16 protein-coding genes and 1 tRNA gene are annotated in these 15,257 nt (G+C 66.8%); 7 read left to right on the top strand and 10 right to left on the bottom strand.

All coding sequences use genetic code 11. From position 1 onward, the window contains the following. Positions 1-18: 18 nt before the first annotated feature. Positions 19-942: an arginase gene (rocF, locus tag FHY18_RS17130; RefSeq protein WP_259157185.1), complete on the bottom strand. Its 924-nt coding sequence runs from the start codon at positions 940-942 to the stop codon at positions 19-21. A gap of 319 nt (positions 943-1,261) precedes the next feature. On the opposite strand from rocF, the gene FHY18_RS17135 reads away from it, so the two are divergent. The 5 genes from FHY18_RS17135 (at position 1,262) to tmk (ending at position 4,847) form a co-directional block, all read left to right on the top strand. Beyond that, entirely contained in the window at positions 1,262-1,714 is a 453-nt protein-coding gene (locus tag FHY18_RS17135; protein ID WP_259157187.1) for a roadblock/LC7 domain-containing protein, read from the top strand. 68 nt (positions 1,715-1,782) lie between these two features. Then, complete coding sequence (locus FHY18_RS17140) at positions 1,783-2,142, top strand: roadblock/LC7 domain-containing protein (protein ID WP_259157189.1); 360 nt, start codon at positions 1,783-1,785, stop codon at positions 2,140-2,142. Positions 2,143-2,236: 94 nt separating this feature from the next. Beyond that, complete coding sequence (locus FHY18_RS17145; protein WP_259157190.1) at positions 2,237-3,154, top strand: hypothetical protein; 918 nt, start codon at positions 2,237-2,239, stop codon at positions 3,152-3,154. Beyond that, positions 3,151-3,690 (top strand): GTPase, encoded by a 540-nt coding sequence (locus FHY18_RS17150; protein WP_046965241.1) that lies wholly within the window; start codon positions 3,151-3,153, stop codon positions 3,688-3,690. Before FHY18_RS17145 ends, FHY18_RS17150 begins: the two co-directional genes overlap by 4 nt. 476 nt (positions 3,691-4,166) lie before the next feature. Next, the gene (gene tmk / locus FHY18_RS17155) at positions 4,167-4,847 is read left to right on the top strand and encodes a dTMP kinase (RefSeq protein ID WP_259157192.1); all 681 of its coding nucleotides are present in this window, start codon (positions 4,167-4,169) and stop codon (positions 4,845-4,847) included. A 463-nt stretch (positions 4,848-5,310) separates the two neighbouring features. On the opposite strand, the gene FHY18_RS17160 is transcribed toward tmk, so the two are convergent. The 4 genes from FHY18_RS17160 to birA form a co-directional block, all read right to left on the bottom strand. Then, a tRNA-Thr gene (locus FHY18_RS17160) sits at positions 5,311-5,386 on the bottom strand. Between the two features lie 32 nt (positions 5,387-5,418). Then, positions 5,419-6,261 (bottom strand): SPOR domain-containing protein, encoded by an 843-nt coding sequence (locus tag FHY18_RS17165; protein WP_259157193.1) that lies wholly within the window; start codon positions 6,259-6,261, stop codon positions 5,419-5,421. Between the two features lie 242 nt (positions 6,262-6,503). After that, positions 6,504-7,232 (bottom strand): type III pantothenate kinase, encoded by a 729-nt coding sequence (locus FHY18_RS17170; RefSeq protein WP_259157195.1) that lies wholly within the window; start codon positions 7,230-7,232, stop codon positions 6,504-6,506. Further along, on the bottom strand, positions 7,229-8,209 hold the full coding sequence (gene birA, locus FHY18_RS17175; RefSeq protein ID WP_276577330.1) for a bifunctional biotin--[acetyl-CoA-carboxylase] ligase/biotin operon repressor BirA: 981 nt from the start codon (positions 8,207-8,209) through the stop codon (positions 7,229-7,231). Before birA ends, FHY18_RS17170 begins: the two co-directional genes overlap by 4 nt. 75 nt (positions 8,210-8,284) lie before the next feature. Between birA and FHY18_RS17180 the strand changes: the two genes are divergently transcribed. Together FHY18_RS17180 and FHY18_RS17185 are read left to right on the top strand one after the other, a co-directional pair. After that, entirely contained in the window at positions 8,285-8,599 is a 315-nt protein-coding gene (locus FHY18_RS17180; protein ID WP_259157196.1) for a hypothetical protein, read from the top strand. A gap of 8 nt (positions 8,600-8,607) precedes the next feature. Beyond that, entirely contained in the window at positions 8,608-9,363 is a 756-nt protein-coding gene (locus FHY18_RS17185; RefSeq protein WP_259157197.1) for a M90 family metallopeptidase, read from the top strand. 370 nt (positions 9,364-9,733) lie between these two features. On the opposite strand, the gene FHY18_RS17190 is transcribed toward FHY18_RS17185, so the two are convergent. From FHY18_RS17190 to FHY18_RS17210, 5 genes are all read right to left on the bottom strand, one after another. Continuing rightward, positions 9,734-10,921 carry a DUF1501 domain-containing protein gene (locus FHY18_RS17190; RefSeq protein ID WP_259157199.1) on the bottom strand — a complete coding sequence of 396 codons (1,188 nt, stop codon included), beginning with the start codon at positions 10,919-10,921 and terminating at the stop codon, positions 9,734-9,736. 67 nt (positions 10,922-10,988) lie between these two features. Further along, positions 10,989-12,590: a DUF1800 domain-containing protein gene (locus FHY18_RS17195; protein ID WP_259158300.1), complete on the bottom strand. Its 1,602-nt coding sequence runs from the start codon at positions 12,588-12,590 to the stop codon at positions 10,989-10,991. Positions 12,591-12,701: 111 nt separating this feature from the next. Continuing rightward, positions 12,702-14,072: a sensor histidine kinase gene (locus FHY18_RS17200; protein ID WP_211287651.1), complete on the bottom strand. Its 1,371-nt coding sequence runs from the start codon at positions 14,070-14,072 to the stop codon at positions 12,702-12,704. Positions 14,073-14,147: 75 nt separating this feature from the next. Then, positions 14,148-14,831 (bottom strand): response regulator transcription factor, encoded by a 684-nt coding sequence (locus FHY18_RS17205; RefSeq protein WP_002808458.1) that lies wholly within the window; start codon positions 14,829-14,831, stop codon positions 14,148-14,150. Between the two features lie 71 nt (positions 14,832-14,902). Further along, on the bottom strand, positions 14,903-15,205 hold the full coding sequence (locus FHY18_RS17210; protein WP_039427763.1) for a hypothetical protein: 303 nt from the start codon (positions 15,203-15,205) through the stop codon (positions 14,903-14,905). Between the last annotated feature and the right edge of the window lie 52 nt (positions 15,206-15,257).

Genomic DNA, 15,257 nt, shown 5'->3' on the forward strand with positions numbered 1-15,257 from the left:
GCTGCGTTCAGCGCTGGATCAATCTCGCATCAGGGTCGACTTGCCGAACAGGCTTTCGACCAGATCCACCGCCAGCTCGGCGGTGGCGTTGCGGTTGTCCAGTACCGGATTGAGCTCGACGATATCCAGCGAGCCCATTCGCCCGGTATCGGCAATCATCTCCATCACCAGTTGCGCCTCCCGGTAATTGGGGCCGCCCGGCACCGTGGTGCCCACGCCGGGCGCGATGCTGGGGTCCAGGAAATCCACATCGAAGCTCACGTGCAGGTGGGTGTCGGCGCTCATGCCCTGCAGCGCGGCTTCCATGGTGCGCTTCATCCCCGCTTCGTCGATGTAACGCATGTCATAGACGTCGATGCGGTGCTGCTTGATCAGGCGTTTTTCTTCCGGGTCCACCGAGCGTATGCCGATCTGCCGCACCTGTTCGGGCAGCAGCGCCGGCGCACTGCCACCCAGGTGCGTCAGCGCCTGCGGGCCCAGCCCGCACAGGCAGGCCACCGGCATGCCGTGCACATTGCCAGACGGGGTCACTTCGCTGGTGTTGAAATCCGAGTGCGCATCCAGCCACAGCACCCGCAGCGGGCGCCCCTGCTCGCGGCAGTACCTGGCCACCGCGGTGATCGAACCGATGCCCAGGCAGTGGTCGCCGCCCAGCATGATGGGCATGCGTCCGGCCTGCAGCTCGGCGTAGCTGGCGTCCATCAGCGCCTGGTTCCAGGCGACCACCTCGTCCAGATGGCGGTAACCGGCCTGCGGCGCCTGCCAGGGATTGCGCGGGCCGTCCAGGTTGCCCAGGTCGCGCACCTCCACGCCACGGCCGATCAAGGCCTCCTGCAGGCCGGCGATGCGCAGCGCCTCCGGCCCCATCCGTGCGCCGCGGTGGCCGGCACCGATGTCGGTGGGAACGCCAATCAGGGAAACCGGCACGTACTGCGTTGCCATGTATTGCTCCAGCATCGATAAAGCCATGCAGTCTAGTGGCGCGCCCGCGCAGTGACGCGCGGCAGCGCAGCACGGCATGGGGATTGCATCTGTCTGCAGACAAAACGAACAGGTTTAGATCTGCCTCGACGCGCCGCTACAGTGACGTGCCACGGCAGTTTGTGGCGCGCTGGACTTTGCACATTCTGCTTGTCTGACCGCCCAGTTAAGCGCCTGAGGCTGGTGTGACTGCGCTCTAATACCTCGATGGTATGGTGCGCCGGCCAGCGCAGGACACGCATCACGTACGCGCTCGGGCCATCAGCAACAGGGGAGTTTCATGCCGCATAACGCCGTCAACCAGGTCGTCAAGGCTGCCGTGGGCGAGGTCGCGCGGGCGTCGCATCAGTACGACCTGCACCGGATCGGGCGCGAATTCGCGCAGACCATCGAGCGCGAGCCGGGTATCCGGCTGTTGATGCTGTCTACCGCCGATGGCCGCGCCATCACCGAGCAATCCAGCCTGGGTGTGGACGGGCGTCGCCTGGCCGCGATGGCCAATTCGTTCCTGACCCTGGGCGAGACGCTGGCGCGCGAGTCGAGCCTGAGCGAAGCCGATTACGCCACCATCAGCACGCGTGGCGGGCAGTTGGTGCTGATCCGCATCCGGGCCGACAAACCGCTGACGCTGACCGCCGTGGGCAGCGCAGACCTCAATGCCGCCGCACTGCTGTTCAACGCGCGCGATTGCGCCGGCCGCCTGGCCACTGCACTGGCGCAGCCGGCCGGCTGATGCCGTTGGCATTGTTTGTGCTTGCACGAGCGCACCGATTTTTCTCACCGTTTGGAAGGGGACCACCGATGTCGAAACTCAATCTGGAACAACTGCATTCGCTCGCCGGTTTTGTCGGCGCCGCGCTGGTCGACAGCGACAGCGGCATGGCCCTGGGCATGACCGGCGGCACCGAACTCAACCTCGAGCTGGCTGCTGCCGGCAACACCGAAGTGGTACGTGCCAAGCGCCGCATCGCCGAGCAGCTCGGTCTGCACGACACGATCGAAGACATCCTGATCACGCTGTCGCGCCAGTACCACCTGCTGCGTCCGCTCGAAAGCAACGGCACGCTGTTTCTGTATGTCGTGCTGGACCGCTCCAAGGCCAATCTGGCCATGGCGCGCCACGAGCTCAAGGCGTTCGAAAAGACCCTGGATTTCGGTTGATGCCTGACCGGCGGCGCCTCCGCGTCGCCGACCCTGCCTGCCGGTGCGGACCGGCAGGCGTCGCCGTTCTGTTGCGCCCCGACGGCGCCCTCCCATGACCACACCCATCCACGCCATGCGGGTCGCCACGGCCGGCCTGGACCTGCTGCACACCACGCGCCTGAAACTGGCGTGCTCGCTGCTGCTTGCCGAGCGCATCGACGTGCAGCTGGGCGAATGGCCGCAGCACGCGGCCGACGTGGTGGTGCTGGGCCTGGAAACGGCCGACGGTCTTGCCGCATGGCAGGCATTGCAAGGCCAGCCGGTGCGTGTGTTGGTGGTTTCGCGCACGCCTGTCGCCGGCGCCTGGCTCAAGCACGGTGCCACCGTGCGCGAACTCAACGAGCAGATGCGTCTGCTGCTGTCCTCGCCACACACCGCACAGGTCGCCGAACCGGCGCTGCTGCTGCGCCATTGCCGCGGCGAATTCGGCGCAGGACCGGTGCTGCTGCGGCATGCGCGCCTGCAGGTGCGCGTGGATCCATCCGGTCGCTGCATGCACCTGCCAGCCGGCGTGTCGCTGCCCGAGCTCGTTGCCGCGCTGGATCGGCCCGGTTGGCAGCGCGTGGCCGACGACGCCGATGCCGCACTGACGCAACGCCTCTCGTTCGAAGCGCTGTATTTCGCCTTGCCCGAGCACCTGCGCCCCGCGCTGCCGGCAGTGGAACCCAGCCATGCGTTGCAGCTACGGCAGTGGCCTGAACTCAGCGCAGAGACCAGTTCGCCTGCGCACCTGCTGGCCATCGCTCACCTGCATGCGCGCCCGTGGCGCCCGCAGGCGCTGGCCAATGCTTGCAAGCTGCCGCTGCAGACGGTGGAATGCCTGTTCGCCGCTGCACTTGCCAGCGGCCTTGCCCAGACTGCGGAGATTTCCGTGCCTTCAACGCCGCGTCGTCCGGACAGCAGCAATTCCCGGTTCTTTTCCTGGGTCGCACGTCGGTTTGGCCTCTCTCTTTCTCAGGCGCAGTCATGAGTCTTCCAGCCAACAAACTGGTGTTCGTTGGCGGCATGGGTGCCGGCAAGACCACCGCGGTGCGCGCCATCTCCGACGTGGAGCCGGTCAGCACCGAAATGCCGCTCAGCCAGGATGCCTACGGCGACAAGACCTACACCACGGTCGCGCTGGACTACAGCTCCATCGAGCTGGAAGACGGCGAGCTGCTGCACGTCTACGGCGTGCCTGGGCAGAAATATCTGGATTTCATGTGGCCGCTGGTCTGCGACGGCGCATTGGGCGTGATCGTGCTGACCAATGCGCGCGACCCGCAGATGCTGCAGGCCACCCTGGCGCTGCTGGGTGAGTTTTCGCAGATCGCACCGGACGCCAGCCTGGCGGTGGGCATCACCATGACCGACGAGGTCGAGGACTTTCTGCTGCCGCCATTTCGCGATGCGCTGGCGGCCGAAGGCTTTCGTATTCCGGTGATGCGCGTGGATGCGCGCTCTGCCACCCAGATCACCTTCCTGGTGAAATCGCTGCTGTCCTATCGCTATACCTCGGCAAGCTGATCACCGGCGCGGGTCCGCTGCGGCGGGCTGGCGGTGAGCCGCGCAAAAATAAACAAGGAATCCGGTCACGACGGGCCTGAGCGGGCGTCACGCGGGGGATGCCGCCTCTAGGGTGGCGGCGACGCGTCCTTCTTCCTTGAAGCCAGAAACGCGACTCAGTCGTACTACGAATGAGCGCTGCGTCTGACTTATTCAGTATGCCCAGCGGACAGAAGCGCGGACATCGGGACATTCCCGACATCGCGCAAGACATACCCGTGATACAGCATCGGCAATAGCGGCGACGACGACTGCTGCATGCCACCGGTGTGCTGCCATCGCCGCTGGCCGCCGCAATGTGCGCATGTCTGGTCAGGTCGTCGTGCACCCGCCCTGCGGTGCAGTTGCTCGATCCAACGCCCGCAGCCACTGCCTGGTGACCGCCCTGCCAGATCGCCGGCTACTGCTGCATTGCCACGATCAGATAAAGTAGCGCGATGACAATCGAACTGAAGCCCGGCGGGCTATTGATCGCGATCGAAGGCATCGACGGCGCCGGCAAGACCACGCTTGCGCGCAACCTGGCGGCCGCCCTGCAGACAGCTGGCGCACGCGTGGTCTCCAGCAAGGAGCCGACCAACGGCCCCTGGGGCACGCAGTTGCGGCAATCCGCCGCCACCGGCCGCCTCAGCGCCGATGAAGAAGCCGAGTTGCTGATCCGCGACCGCCACGAACACGTCGACAGCTTGATCGCGCCGGCGCTGGCACGCGGCGAGGTCGTGATCCTGGACCGCTACTTCCCGTCGATGGTGGCCTACCAGGGCGCTGCCGGCTTGCCGCTGGACGCGCTGCTGGAGCGCAACGCCTTTGCCCCGCGCCCGGACGTGCTGTTGCTGCTCGACCTGCCGCCGCCCACCGGCCTGGCCCGCATCCGCGCCCGCGGCGACGCGCCCAACCACTTCGAAACCCAGGACAACCTGGAACGCTGCCGCGCGATCTTCAACGGGCTGCAATTGCCCGGCAAACAGGTGGTGGACGCCAGCGCCGATGCCGATAGCGTGCTGCGTCAGGCTCTGACCATCGTCATTGCCGCCCTGTCCGAGCGCCTGAGCAACGACGCGCACGCAGACGCCGGCAAGGCCGCGCTGGACCTGCTGTCAGCGGGCCGCCCTGCCTGATCGCCACGCCAGGGAGAGGTCGCGTGCTCCTGGCGGCCCAATCCGACACGACACCCACGCCTCACACCGATAACGCGCCCTACCGGTGACCCAGCCCCTCGCCCGCCGGGAAAGGCGCTGGGGGGAGGGTCCGGGCACGCAGCCACGTCGAAACCACAGCGTCGCAGCGGACATCGCCGCACGCAGGTGTCCTGCGAATGGACCTGCCCGCCCGCGCGCCACTACCCCGTCCGCCCGACACACCTGCCCTTGCGAAAAGTATCGAAACGCGCGCCGCGTTTGTTCTGGCCGGAACAGTCCTTGGGTAGGAGAACGGCATGCGACGACATCGACGCCACCGCCAGGCATCAACGCGAAGGTCAACCTGCCCGCAGGCACGCGCACGCTCCCGCATGACACAGACACAACGCAGCGAGCGCGCCAGCAGCACGCGCGATCGAAAGCTTGATGGGAGTGTCCAAGATGGTGCCGGCACCCGGATTCGAACTGGGGACCTACCGCTTACAAGGCGGTTGCTCTACCAACTGAGCTATGCCGGCACTGGTGGGCGCATTGCGCGCCGGTGCGCATTCTAGCGCAGCGCGGCGCAGTCTAGCGATCGTTGACGCGCTGCACCCGCAGCGCTCTGCAAGGCAGCGGCCGCCGCCGTGCTGCGCACATCGATCCACCAGCGCGATTGACCGTTGCCGCTGGGCACCAACTGCGCCGGAAAGCCTGCACTGACCAGACTGGCCTGGCGCCGCTCCGCGCGCTCGCGGCTTTGATACTGCCCCAGCGCAACCGTGTTGTCCTCGCCCTGCGCAATCACGTAGTAGTCGCCGATGCCGGCGGCCGCAATGCGCTTGACCAGGGCCTGCGCCGCGGCGCGGTCGCCCACGTTGGGCAACATCACCCGGAACGTGCTGACCCCGGCGTCGGTGTCCTCGCGCACGCCGGCACGGCTGGCCTGGCCGCGGACACGCGCCAGTGCGGCATCGGCTTCGCTGCGTGCCGCATACGGCCCCACGCTGACGCAGCGCTCCGGGGCGGCCGGCGGTGTCGGCGCTGGAGCCGACTTGGCGTGGGCGGTGCTTTCGTCAACAGATCTGGTCGTGCTGTTCGCTGCCGCTGGACGCGCGGCGGTCTCGGCCACCGCCGGCGTTGGCACAGGCACCGCCGCTGCTGCTGTCGCCGCAGAGGCCGGCGCAGTGGAATCAGCCGCTGCAGCGGCATCCGGGGTCGCGGCGGTCGCCGCTTCGGGACGCGGCACCGCTGCTGTCGCCCTGGTCGGCAACATCGGCAACAGGTCCAATCGGGCAACCCCGGACGGCTGCGGCGGCGCGGCCGGTGGCGCCGGCGGTGGCTGCAAGGCCCACCACAGTGCCACCCCGGCATTGAGGATGATCAGGACAACGATGAGCGCGCGTACGTACATGCGCCGATTTTAGAGCGTGTCATGTGGCTTGGGGCGAGTGCGAAGTATTCCGTGGCGCGACTGCAGCATGCGCGCAACGCACGCTCGGCGCGCCACCGCACTTCCCCTTGCCCCGGCCGGCGGCAACGCGCAGCTCTGCATGAGGCTACGACGCCGGCGCGCCAGGCAGCCCGCCACCACAGGATATCCATGCGGACCACGGGGGCCCCACGCATCTCGTCCAACCCGCATAAGGCAGCGCTTTACGGCGAGGACGAATGCATCGCCCAGGTCGCCAGTCCGTCCAGCACCAAGGCCGCGCGGAAGCTGGCATCGGGCAACAACGGCAGCAGCGGTGGCGCGCCGCCGCCATGCACCAGCAGCCGCACCGGCACACCCAGGCTACGCTGTGCGTGGTGCAGGCTGCGCTCAATCAGCGCCACCGCCGCGCCATCGCAGCCGGAGGTCAGCGCGTCGTCGGTGTCGTTGGCCAGCTCGACATAGGCTCCGCCGCTGGCCGGCAATTGCACCGCACGTGCATGCAGCGCTTCGCGCATGGTGGTCGGCGAGGCGGCGATCCGCCCGCCGTGGTGCTGCCCATCGGCACCGAGCACGTCGATGGTCAGCGCGGTGCCCACCCCGGCCACCAGCACTGGCGCATCGCCACGTGCGCCCAGCAAGGCCAGAAACCGATCCACGCCAAAGCGGCCCGGGTCGGCATAGGCGATGCGGATACCGGTGCATTCGGCCATGGTCCGCACGATGCGCACCTGCTCGAAGCGCTCCTGCAGGCAAGCGATCATCCGCTGCGTCAATGCGGGCGCCGCCACGCTGGCCACGTGCGCAATGCGCCCGGACGGCAGCGCCGACAGCGCGGTCGCATCCATCGCTTCGGCACCGTGCGTCCACGCCTGCACATCGCCGGCGCGGTTGCCGTGCAGCGGTGCATATTTGAAACGCGAATTCCCCAGGTCGAACAACCACTCGCTCATGCAGGTCTCACACTGACTTCTCCGGAGTGGAACAGGCGCAGCGTTTCGCCCAGTTGCACCCGCAATGCACCGTCGGCGGCCAGACCGAGCGCGATGCCGTGATGCAAAGTCCCGGCTTCCTCGACCTGCACGGAGCGCCCGCTCAGCACATCCAGCGCCGCATACCGGTCCAGAAACGGCGCCAGCCCCTGCGCCTCGAACAGGTCCAGTGCCGGCAACAGCGCCGATAGCACCGCGGCCACCACCGTGTCGCGCGCCACCGCACGGCCGGCCAGGGTATCCAGATCCACCCAGGGCTGGTCGATGGCGGCGGCCGACGCTGGCGGCATGTGCACGTTCAAGCCCAGCCCGATCACCGCGCGCGCATTGCCGGCCATCTCGCCACCGCCTTCGATCAGCAGCCCGCCCAGCTTGCGTCCGCGCGCCAGCAGGTCGTTGGGCCACTTCAGACCGACATCGGCAAACCCGCACCCGCGCAGGGCTTCGGCCACTGCCACGCCTACCGCCAGGCTCAGCCCGGCCAGCTGGCCCAACCCGCCACCGAAACGGCGCGATGCCGATAGATAGATGTGTGCGGCCAGCGGCGAGGTCCACTGACGGCCGCGTCGACCGCGCCCGCCGGTCTGGCGCTCGGCCAGCAACACGGACACCCCGCGCTCGGGTGCCGGGCGTGCCAGCAGCGTGGTGTTGGTGGATTCCAGGGTCCAGGCCAGCTCCAGCGCGGCCAGGCCCGCTGCCGCGTCGGCCGCCATGGCGGCAAGGATACGCGCAACATCCAGCAGGTCCAGCGGCGCGGCCAGGCGGTAGCCATCGCCTGCCCGCCCGTCGATGTCGACACCGGCCGCGCGCAAGTTCTGGATGCGCTTCCACACCGCGGCACGGGTCAACCCGGCATCGCGCGCCAGCGCATCGCCGGACAGCCGGCCGCTTGCAAGTTTGGCCAGCAACGCGCGGTCGTCCACGGCAACGGTTCCCAAATCGATCCGTGAAAGTATGCGCCAAGCCTTCCCAGCCGCCCAGCGCGGCTTGCGTGAGGGAGTGAAAAGCGCGTTATGATCGGGAACTCACGCCGCTTGCCCTGGATGTGGACGATGCGCCGACTCACGGTTTGCCTGCTGTTCTTGTTGGCTCCGCTTGCCGCCCTGGCATCGGACCAGTTGGTCGACGGCGATCATGAGAGCTGTGTCAGCACCAACTCGGCCGCACGCGGCAGAACGCCCAGTGGCGAACCGGCAACACCGGCACGCGCGCCGCAGCACAAGCCGGCACCTGCAACCGGCGGTGGTGGCAGCGATGGAGACGCCCTGTTCCCGCGCATGCGCATGATGCCGCGCTGGCACAGCTTTCTGCCGGGTATGTTCCGCTGATCCAGTGGTTGACGCGCTGGCTACGCCGGCCGCCGCTCGAGATTCCTGACGCGCTCTGGCAACCGGTGTGTGACCGCTGCGCCTGGATCGCCGCCCTCGGTGCCCAGCGCCAGCAACGTCTGCGTGCGCTCACCGCGCAGTTCCTGGGTCAGAAGACCATTTCGCCGGTCGATGGATTGCAACTGCAGCCGCACGATCACGTCCTGCTGGCTGCCACCTGCTGCCTGCCGTTACTGGAAATCGGCGCAGCGGGATGGCGCGGCTGGTCGCAGCTGATCGTCTATCCGGACGCCTTCCGCGTGCAGCGCACCCATGTGGATGCGGCCGGCGTCATGCATACCTGGGACGACACCCTGATCGGCGAAGCGTGGGAGCAGGGGCCGCTGATCGTCAGCTGGGCCGACGTGCAGGCAGACCTGCACGACCCGTGCGCCGGCTTCAACGTGATCGTGCATGAGATGGCGCACAAGCTCGATGCCCTGGATGGTGCGCTCGATGGCACGCCGCCACTGCCGCACGAGGTGCAGCGCCGCTGGGCACGCGATTTCCAGCATGCCTTCGATGCGTTCTGCCGACGTGTGGATGCCGGCGAAGACACCGAGATCGACCCGTACGCTGCCGAAGCACCGGAGGAATTCTTCGCGGTCGTCAGCGAATACCACTTCTCCGCGCCGCAGGTGCTGGAGCGCCTGATGCCGGCCGTGGCCGCACATCTGGTCGGTGTTTATGGGCGATCGCCGTTTGCATCACCGCCGGCGCGTTGATGGTGCTGCGCGGTGGCTGTGCATGGCTGCGGCAAGCGCTTGAAGCATTCCTTGGTTTGCAGATAGTGCGGCCGGGCGCTTCGACACCCGCACGCATGCACCCGCGTGTCGCAACGAGTCATCGCGGAGCAGCGCATGGTCCGGAACCTTGGACAACGGGAGCGGACGCGCCAGCACCTCGCACCCAAGGCCAGCGGCGCTTCGGTTGCCTGAGAGCAGCATCGTTTTGGCGCGCACCGGGAGCGGCTGATCGACAGCACATGGCCGCCAGCTCATGCGCACGGCCCAGAGCCGCTGCATTGCGCGGTGCATGCCGATTTCAACACCGCCCTGCGCGCCCAACGGTCCTGCCATCGGCGGGCGGCGCGCCCTACACCAAGCCAAGATCCCGTGGTGTCGCGCCCGGAAACACGCGCTCCAGCTGCGCCGGCGAGAGCCCCCACAGCCGCTGCAGCACGCCGCCGAACAGGCTGCGGTAATTGGTCAGCACCGGATAATCGCGATTTTGCAGCAGCTGCGCCTGATCCACCGCAACCTGCTCGCCGGCAATGCGCCCGCCGCGCACGCCACCGCCCAACACCCAGTAGGTGGTGCCATGCCCGTGATCGGTACCCTTGCTGCCGTTCTCGCGGAAGGTCCGGCCGAATTCGGAGATCACCACCACCACCGTCTCGTTCCACGCCGGGCCCAACGCATCGGCATACGCAGCCAGCCCTTCGCCGAGATTGCGCAAGTTATTGGCCAGTCCGCCCGCAACACTGCCCTGATTGGCATGCGTATCCCAGCCGCCGACATCCACAAATCCCAGCCGATACCGCTCGCGCATCAAGCTCGCCATGCGCCGGGTTTCATCGGCAAAGCTGCGTGCGCTGGCAGCGCCACGGCCGGCCTGCTCCATCTCTTCGCGCAACTGGGCGGTGACCTGCTGGCGCAACGCAAGTCCTTCGCGCGCTGCCGTCGCCAGTGGCGTAGCGTCGTACATCTGCGACAGGATCTGCGATTGACGCGCGTCCAGTCCGCCCTTGCCGATGCCCCTCAACGACACGTTGGGCAGATCGCCGCCGCCCTGGAAGGTCAGCGGCAGCGAATCGGTAAAGGCAATCGCCGGCACACCGCTGAGCACGCCCGACAGGCGTGCCATGAACCCGGAACGGTAATCGCGATGCTTGCCGGCCTGGCCGGATTCGATGTCGTCCTGGGTTTCGAAGTGGCTGCGCGACACATCGTCGGTGCCGGCAAACGGCACGAACGCCAGTTGATTGCGCTGCCACAACGGCAGCAAGGCATCGCGCATCACCGGGTTGAGACCCCATTGTGCGTCCAGCGCGATGGCGCTGTCGGGATTGGCCGCATCCGGTCGCGCAATCGCAAGCGTGGGCCGCGACTGATAATAAAAATCGCTGCCGTGCGGCACCAACAGATTGTTGCTGTCGTAGCCGCCGCGCAAGAACACCACCAGCATGCGCGCGCTATCACGTGGCGCGGCAAACAAGCGGCCGGCCCAAGGCAGCGCTGTGGCCGCGGCGGCAGAAGCAAGCAGGAATTGACGTCGTTGCATGGTGTACTCCCACGGCGATGACTGCATCGCACTCGGTGAATCCGCGTCGGTGAACCAGTGATGTGAGTCAGCGATAGTTGAAGTCCGGCGACGCCAGCAGAAATCCGTTCCATTCCGCCGGCGAGCGCGCCTGCTCCAGCGCCTGCTGCGTGCCTGTCGCCAGCGATGGCGCGATCCAGCGATACGCCGCGCGCGTGTCGATGCGCGTCGGGGGCGGAATCGGCGTGTAGTTGTCGCCATCGCGCCGGAACAATTGTCTGGGGCCGCTGCCCAGCGCGCGCGCCACTTCGAACCGGCGCGCCAGTTGCCCGGAGCTGGTCCAGGCCTGCGAGTGCAGCGACCATCCATCCGGGGTGATGCGGCCGAATAACGGCTCGCCCAGTTGCTGCACCCAGCTGGCCATCGGGGCGGCATTGATCACCGGCTGGTCCTCGTAGGCCAGCCGCATCGCCGACACCACGAAGCGATTGGGGTCCTTGAACTTGCGCGGCTGCGCCTGTGCAAATTCCGCAGAAGCCAGCATGGTCTGCATGACCTTGCCGATATCGCCGTCGCTGCGCTGGAAGACGCTGGCCATCCGCGCAACCAGCGCTGGCGGTGGCGTGTCGCTGACGAAGTACTCGGCCATGCGTTGCGAGACGAAGTGCGCACATGCCCGCTGGCGCACCAACACCTGCACGGCACGTTCAATCTCATCCAGGCCACCGCCGGCAATCTGCTGACCGAGCAGCATCTTGTCGCCGGGCTGATGGCGCGCCGGGTTGAATTCGAACACTCCCTTGCGCACCGCCTGTGGCTGGCCAGGCACGGTCGCCGACACCGGCGGCGCACCATCGGCCTTGATCGGCACCAGGCCCGCGCCGGTCAGGATCAACGCGAGCTGCTGCACGTCCTGCTGGGTGTAGCCACCATGCACGCCCAACGTGTGCAGCTCCATCAGCTCACGCGCGTAGTTCTCGTTGACCTTACCCTTGGCATTTTTGGCGTTGTCCAGATACTCGAGCATCGCCGGGCTTTGCAGCGTGGCCATCACCAGGTCGGCGAACTTGCCGGTGGCATTGGGACGGATCGCGTTTTCCATGTAATCGGCGGCCATCCACTTCACGCGGCCTTTGTCGGCGTACACGCTGAAGTGATTGAGCCAGAACCACACCAGTTGCTCGCGCAGCTGATCCGGTGCATATACCGCACGCAGCAGTTGCGCCTGACGCGCCTGGGTGAGCATCTGCCCGCCGCGCGCCTGCCAGTCCTTGCGCAAGGCCACTTTCTCATCGCCATCGGGCATGGCCTGAAGCCGGATCTTGTCGGCCTCGTAGCGGGTCAGCAAGGTTTCCAGCGGGGTATGCAACGCATCGAAGCCCTGCAGCTGCGCGCGCACCGGCGCCGGTAACGCAGCATCGTCGCTGGGCTGGAGCAGCAGCGCGCCATAGCGTTTCGGGCCGAGCCGCTGCAACTGCGCTGCGCCATCGGCATCCACACCGTAGGTGGCACGTTGCAGCCAGCGCGTCTGGGTCGGTGTCAGCGGCGTTTCGGCAGCGTGGCCGGCCGCAGCCAACGCGCAGCCGGCAAGCAGCAACGCACGGCCCCAGGTGCGCGGCCATCGCCGTGGCAAAGGGCGCGTCTGCGCGCAAGAGACCTGTGCAATGCGCTCGCTCATGCAGCTCTCCATCGCAGGTACCTGCAACCGGACCAGTATGGTCAAGCAAACGTTCGAGGCGTTAAACGGTTGTCGGAGCCGTGCAGGCCATTGCCCACGGGTTCATCCGGACACGCGCGCGTGTCACAACCCCGGAGGCAGGGTCACATCGAAGCGGGCGCCACCCAGCTCCTGCGAACGCACCACCTGCAGCTCACCGCGGTAGGCCTTGATCAGGTCCTGCACGATCGACATGCCGATGCCATGGCCCTGTACGCGCTCATCGCCACGCACGCCACGTTGCAGGATCTTGGCGACATCTTCCGGCGCAATGCCGGGTCCGTCGTCTTCCACCGACAGGATCAGGCCGGCACGCCGGCTGCCGGTGGTCGGGCCGGGCTGTGCGGTCAGCAGCACCCGGCTGCGCGCCCACTTGAAGCCGTTTTCCAGCAGGTTGCCCAGCAATTCCTGCAGATCGCCCGGCTCGCCATGAAAGCGCGCATCCGGGGAAATATCGAATTCGCACAGCACGCCCTTGATCGAATACACCTTTTCCAGACCGCGCACGATTTCTTCGGCGGACGGCTCGATCTGCAAGGGGGCGGCAAACAGTTTGTGGCCGCTGGAGGCTGCACGCGCCAGCTGATACGACACCAGGTCGTTCATGCGCCGCAGCTGCACGTCCATCTCCTTGTGCAGGTCGTGCTCGGAAGCGCCGCTGTCGAGCTGCGTGCGCAGTACCGCGATCGGCGTCTTCAGGCTGTGCGCCAGGTCGGCCAGCGTATTGCGTTGGCGCTCCAGATTATCGCGCTCGCTCTCGATGAAGGCGTTGATGCTGTCGGTCAGCGGCTCCAGCTCGCGTGGATGCTGCTCGCTCATGCGCTGGATCTCGCCGCGCTGCACCTTGGTCAGCTCGTTGATCACGCGCCGCAGCGGACGCAGGCTCCATTGCAGGATGAAGGCCTGCAGCACCAGCAGCACCACGCCGGCACTGCCGAGGTAAAACCATACCGCGCCACGGAAAACACGTAGCTGCGCGCCCATCGAGCGCGCGTCTTCCATCACATAGATGGTGTAGGGGATCTCGCCGCCGTGCTCGCGCTCGACGTAGCTGACGCCCAGGCCATAGCGATACAACTGGCCCAGGCTGCCATCGATCTGGGTCATCTCCAGCGGCCCGATGAATTCTTCCTGGCGCGGCTCCAGCATGCGGCCATGCGGAATGTTCGGGCCTTCGGCCGACATCGAGGTCCAGCTTTCGTCCGGACGCACCACTTCCACGTACAGACCGCCGCCTGGCACATCGAAGCGCGGGTCGGGTGGTTGCCCGCCGATATAGATCGAGCCGTCGCGGACAAAGTCGATGTTGGCAGCGTAAGCCGAGGCGTAGTTCTTCAGCCGCTCACGCAGGTTCTTCTCGGCGGTGTCGGCAAAGGCGACATCCAGGGCGTACCCGGCCAGCGCCAGGAAGGCCACCAGGCTGAGGCTGGCGGCCAGCAGCTGGCGCGCCTGCAAAGAGCGCGGGCGCCAGCGTTTGTACCACTTGGAGCGCATCGGCACCTAAGTCTTCCTGCCTGCCGACGCGCGGACTCAGCCTTCGGTGCGCGGAATGGCGAAGCGATAGCCCCGACCACGCACGGTCTCGATCGGCTTCAACTCACCATCGGGGTCGAGCTTCTTGCGCAGGCGACCGATGAACACTTCCAGCACGTTGGAGTCGCGATCGAAGTCCTGCTGATAGATATGCTCGGTGAGATCGGCCTTGGAGACCAATTCGCCGGCGTGCATCATCAGGTACTCGAGCACTTTGTACTCGTAACTGGTCAGGTCGACGTTGGCGCCATTGACGCTCACTGTCTGCGCCGCCAGATCCAGTGCCACCGGGCCGCATTCCAGCGTGGGCTTGCTCCAGCCGGCGGCACGGCGCAACAGCGCGTTGACGCGAGCCAGCAGCTCTTCAACGTGGAACGGCTTGACCAGATAATCGTCGGCACCTTGCTTGAGGCCTTCGACCTTGTCCTGCCAGCTCGAACGCGCGGTCAGGATCAGGACCGGGAATTTCTTGCCCTCGTCGCGCAGCGCCTTGATCAGCTCCATACCCGACATCTTGGGCAGGCCCAGATCGATGATGCCGACATCGAACGGCACTTCGCGGCCCATGTACAGGCCTTCTTCGCCGTCCTGTGCAGCGTCGACAGCAAAGCCTTCACGCTTCAGACGCGCGGCAAGGGTCTCGCGCAGCGGAGCTTCGTCTTCGACCAAAAGAATACGCATGCACTCTCCCTAGTAACGTTATCGGCCCACGGCCGGGGAATTTATGAGACTGAACGCCGAACTATCTACGTTCAGTGGTTATCGTCGCGTGGTGGCGCGTCGGGAGGCGGAGGGCTGCGCGGTGGCGCGGCCTGCGTCTGCTCCGGCTCGTACACCGTGTGGACGCGCCCGTCTTTCATGTACTTGACCCGATTGAGGTTGCCGCCATCGAACGGCACGCGCTCGGCCCCCAGGATCTGTCCACCGGTGGACCGCTGCACATGGCGGATGGTGTCGGACAAGGTGCGGCTATTGCCGCGCGCCGACGCCGGCATGCCCTCGCGACCACCCTGCGCCATCGGATACCCCTGGCTCCACGCCGACGGCGCGGCCATGGCACCCCACAGGGCGACCAGGACGACATAGCGAGCGCGGCTGAGCGGATGG

This window comes from Xanthomonas sp. 3793 (assembly GCF_024806835.1).
In the GTDB taxonomy this organism is placed as follows: Bacteria; Pseudomonadota; Gammaproteobacteria; order Xanthomonadales; family Xanthomonadaceae; genus Xanthomonas; species Xanthomonas arboricola_F.

Coding starts and splice junctions, on each gene's coding strand:
- FHY18_RS17145 (WP_259157190.1), top strand. CDS start 2,237: ATGACCACACCCATCCACGCCATGCGGGTCGCCACGGCCGGCCTGGAC.
- FHY18_RS17195 (WP_259158300.1), bottom strand. CDS start 12,590: ATGGAGAGCTGCATGAGCGAGCGCATTGCACAGGTCTCTTGCGCGCAG.
- FHY18_RS17140 (WP_259157189.1), top strand. CDS start 1,783: ATGTCGAAACTCAATCTGGAACAACTGCATTCGCTCGCCGGTTTTGTC.
- FHY18_RS17180 (WP_259157196.1), top strand. CDS start 8,285: ATGATCGGGAACTCACGCCGCTTGCCCTGGATGTGGACGATGCGCCGA.
- FHY18_RS17150 (WP_046965241.1), top strand. CDS start 3,151: ATGAGTCTTCCAGCCAACAAACTGGTGTTCGTTGGCGGCATGGGTGCC.
- FHY18_RS17135 (WP_259157187.1), top strand. CDS start 1,262: ATGCCGCATAACGCCGTCAACCAGGTCGTCAAGGCTGCCGTGGGCGAG.
- FHY18_RS17210 (WP_039427763.1), bottom strand. CDS start 15,205: ATGGCCGCGCCGTCGGCGTGGAGCCAGGGGTATCCGATGGCGCAGGGT.
- FHY18_RS17190 (WP_259157199.1), bottom strand. CDS start 10,921: ATGCAACGACGTCAATTCCTGCTTGCTTCTGCCGCCGCGGCCACAGCG.
- FHY18_RS17170 (WP_259157195.1), bottom strand. CDS start 7,232: ATGAGCGAGTGGTTGTTCGACCTGGGGAATTCGCGTTTCAAATATGCA.
- tmk (WP_259157192.1), top strand. CDS start 4,167: ATGACAATCGAACTGAAGCCCGGCGGGCTATTGATCGCGATCGAAGGC.
- FHY18_RS17205 (WP_002808458.1), bottom strand. CDS start 14,831: ATGCGTATTCTTTTGGTCGAAGACGAAGCTCCGCTGCGCGAGACCCTT.
- rocF (WP_259157185.1), bottom strand. CDS start 942: ATGGCAACGCAGTACGTGCCGGTTTCCCTGATTGGCGTTCCCACCGAC.
- FHY18_RS17165 (WP_259157193.1), bottom strand. CDS start 6,261: ATGTACGTACGCGCGCTCATCGTTGTCCTGATCATCCTCAATGCCGGG.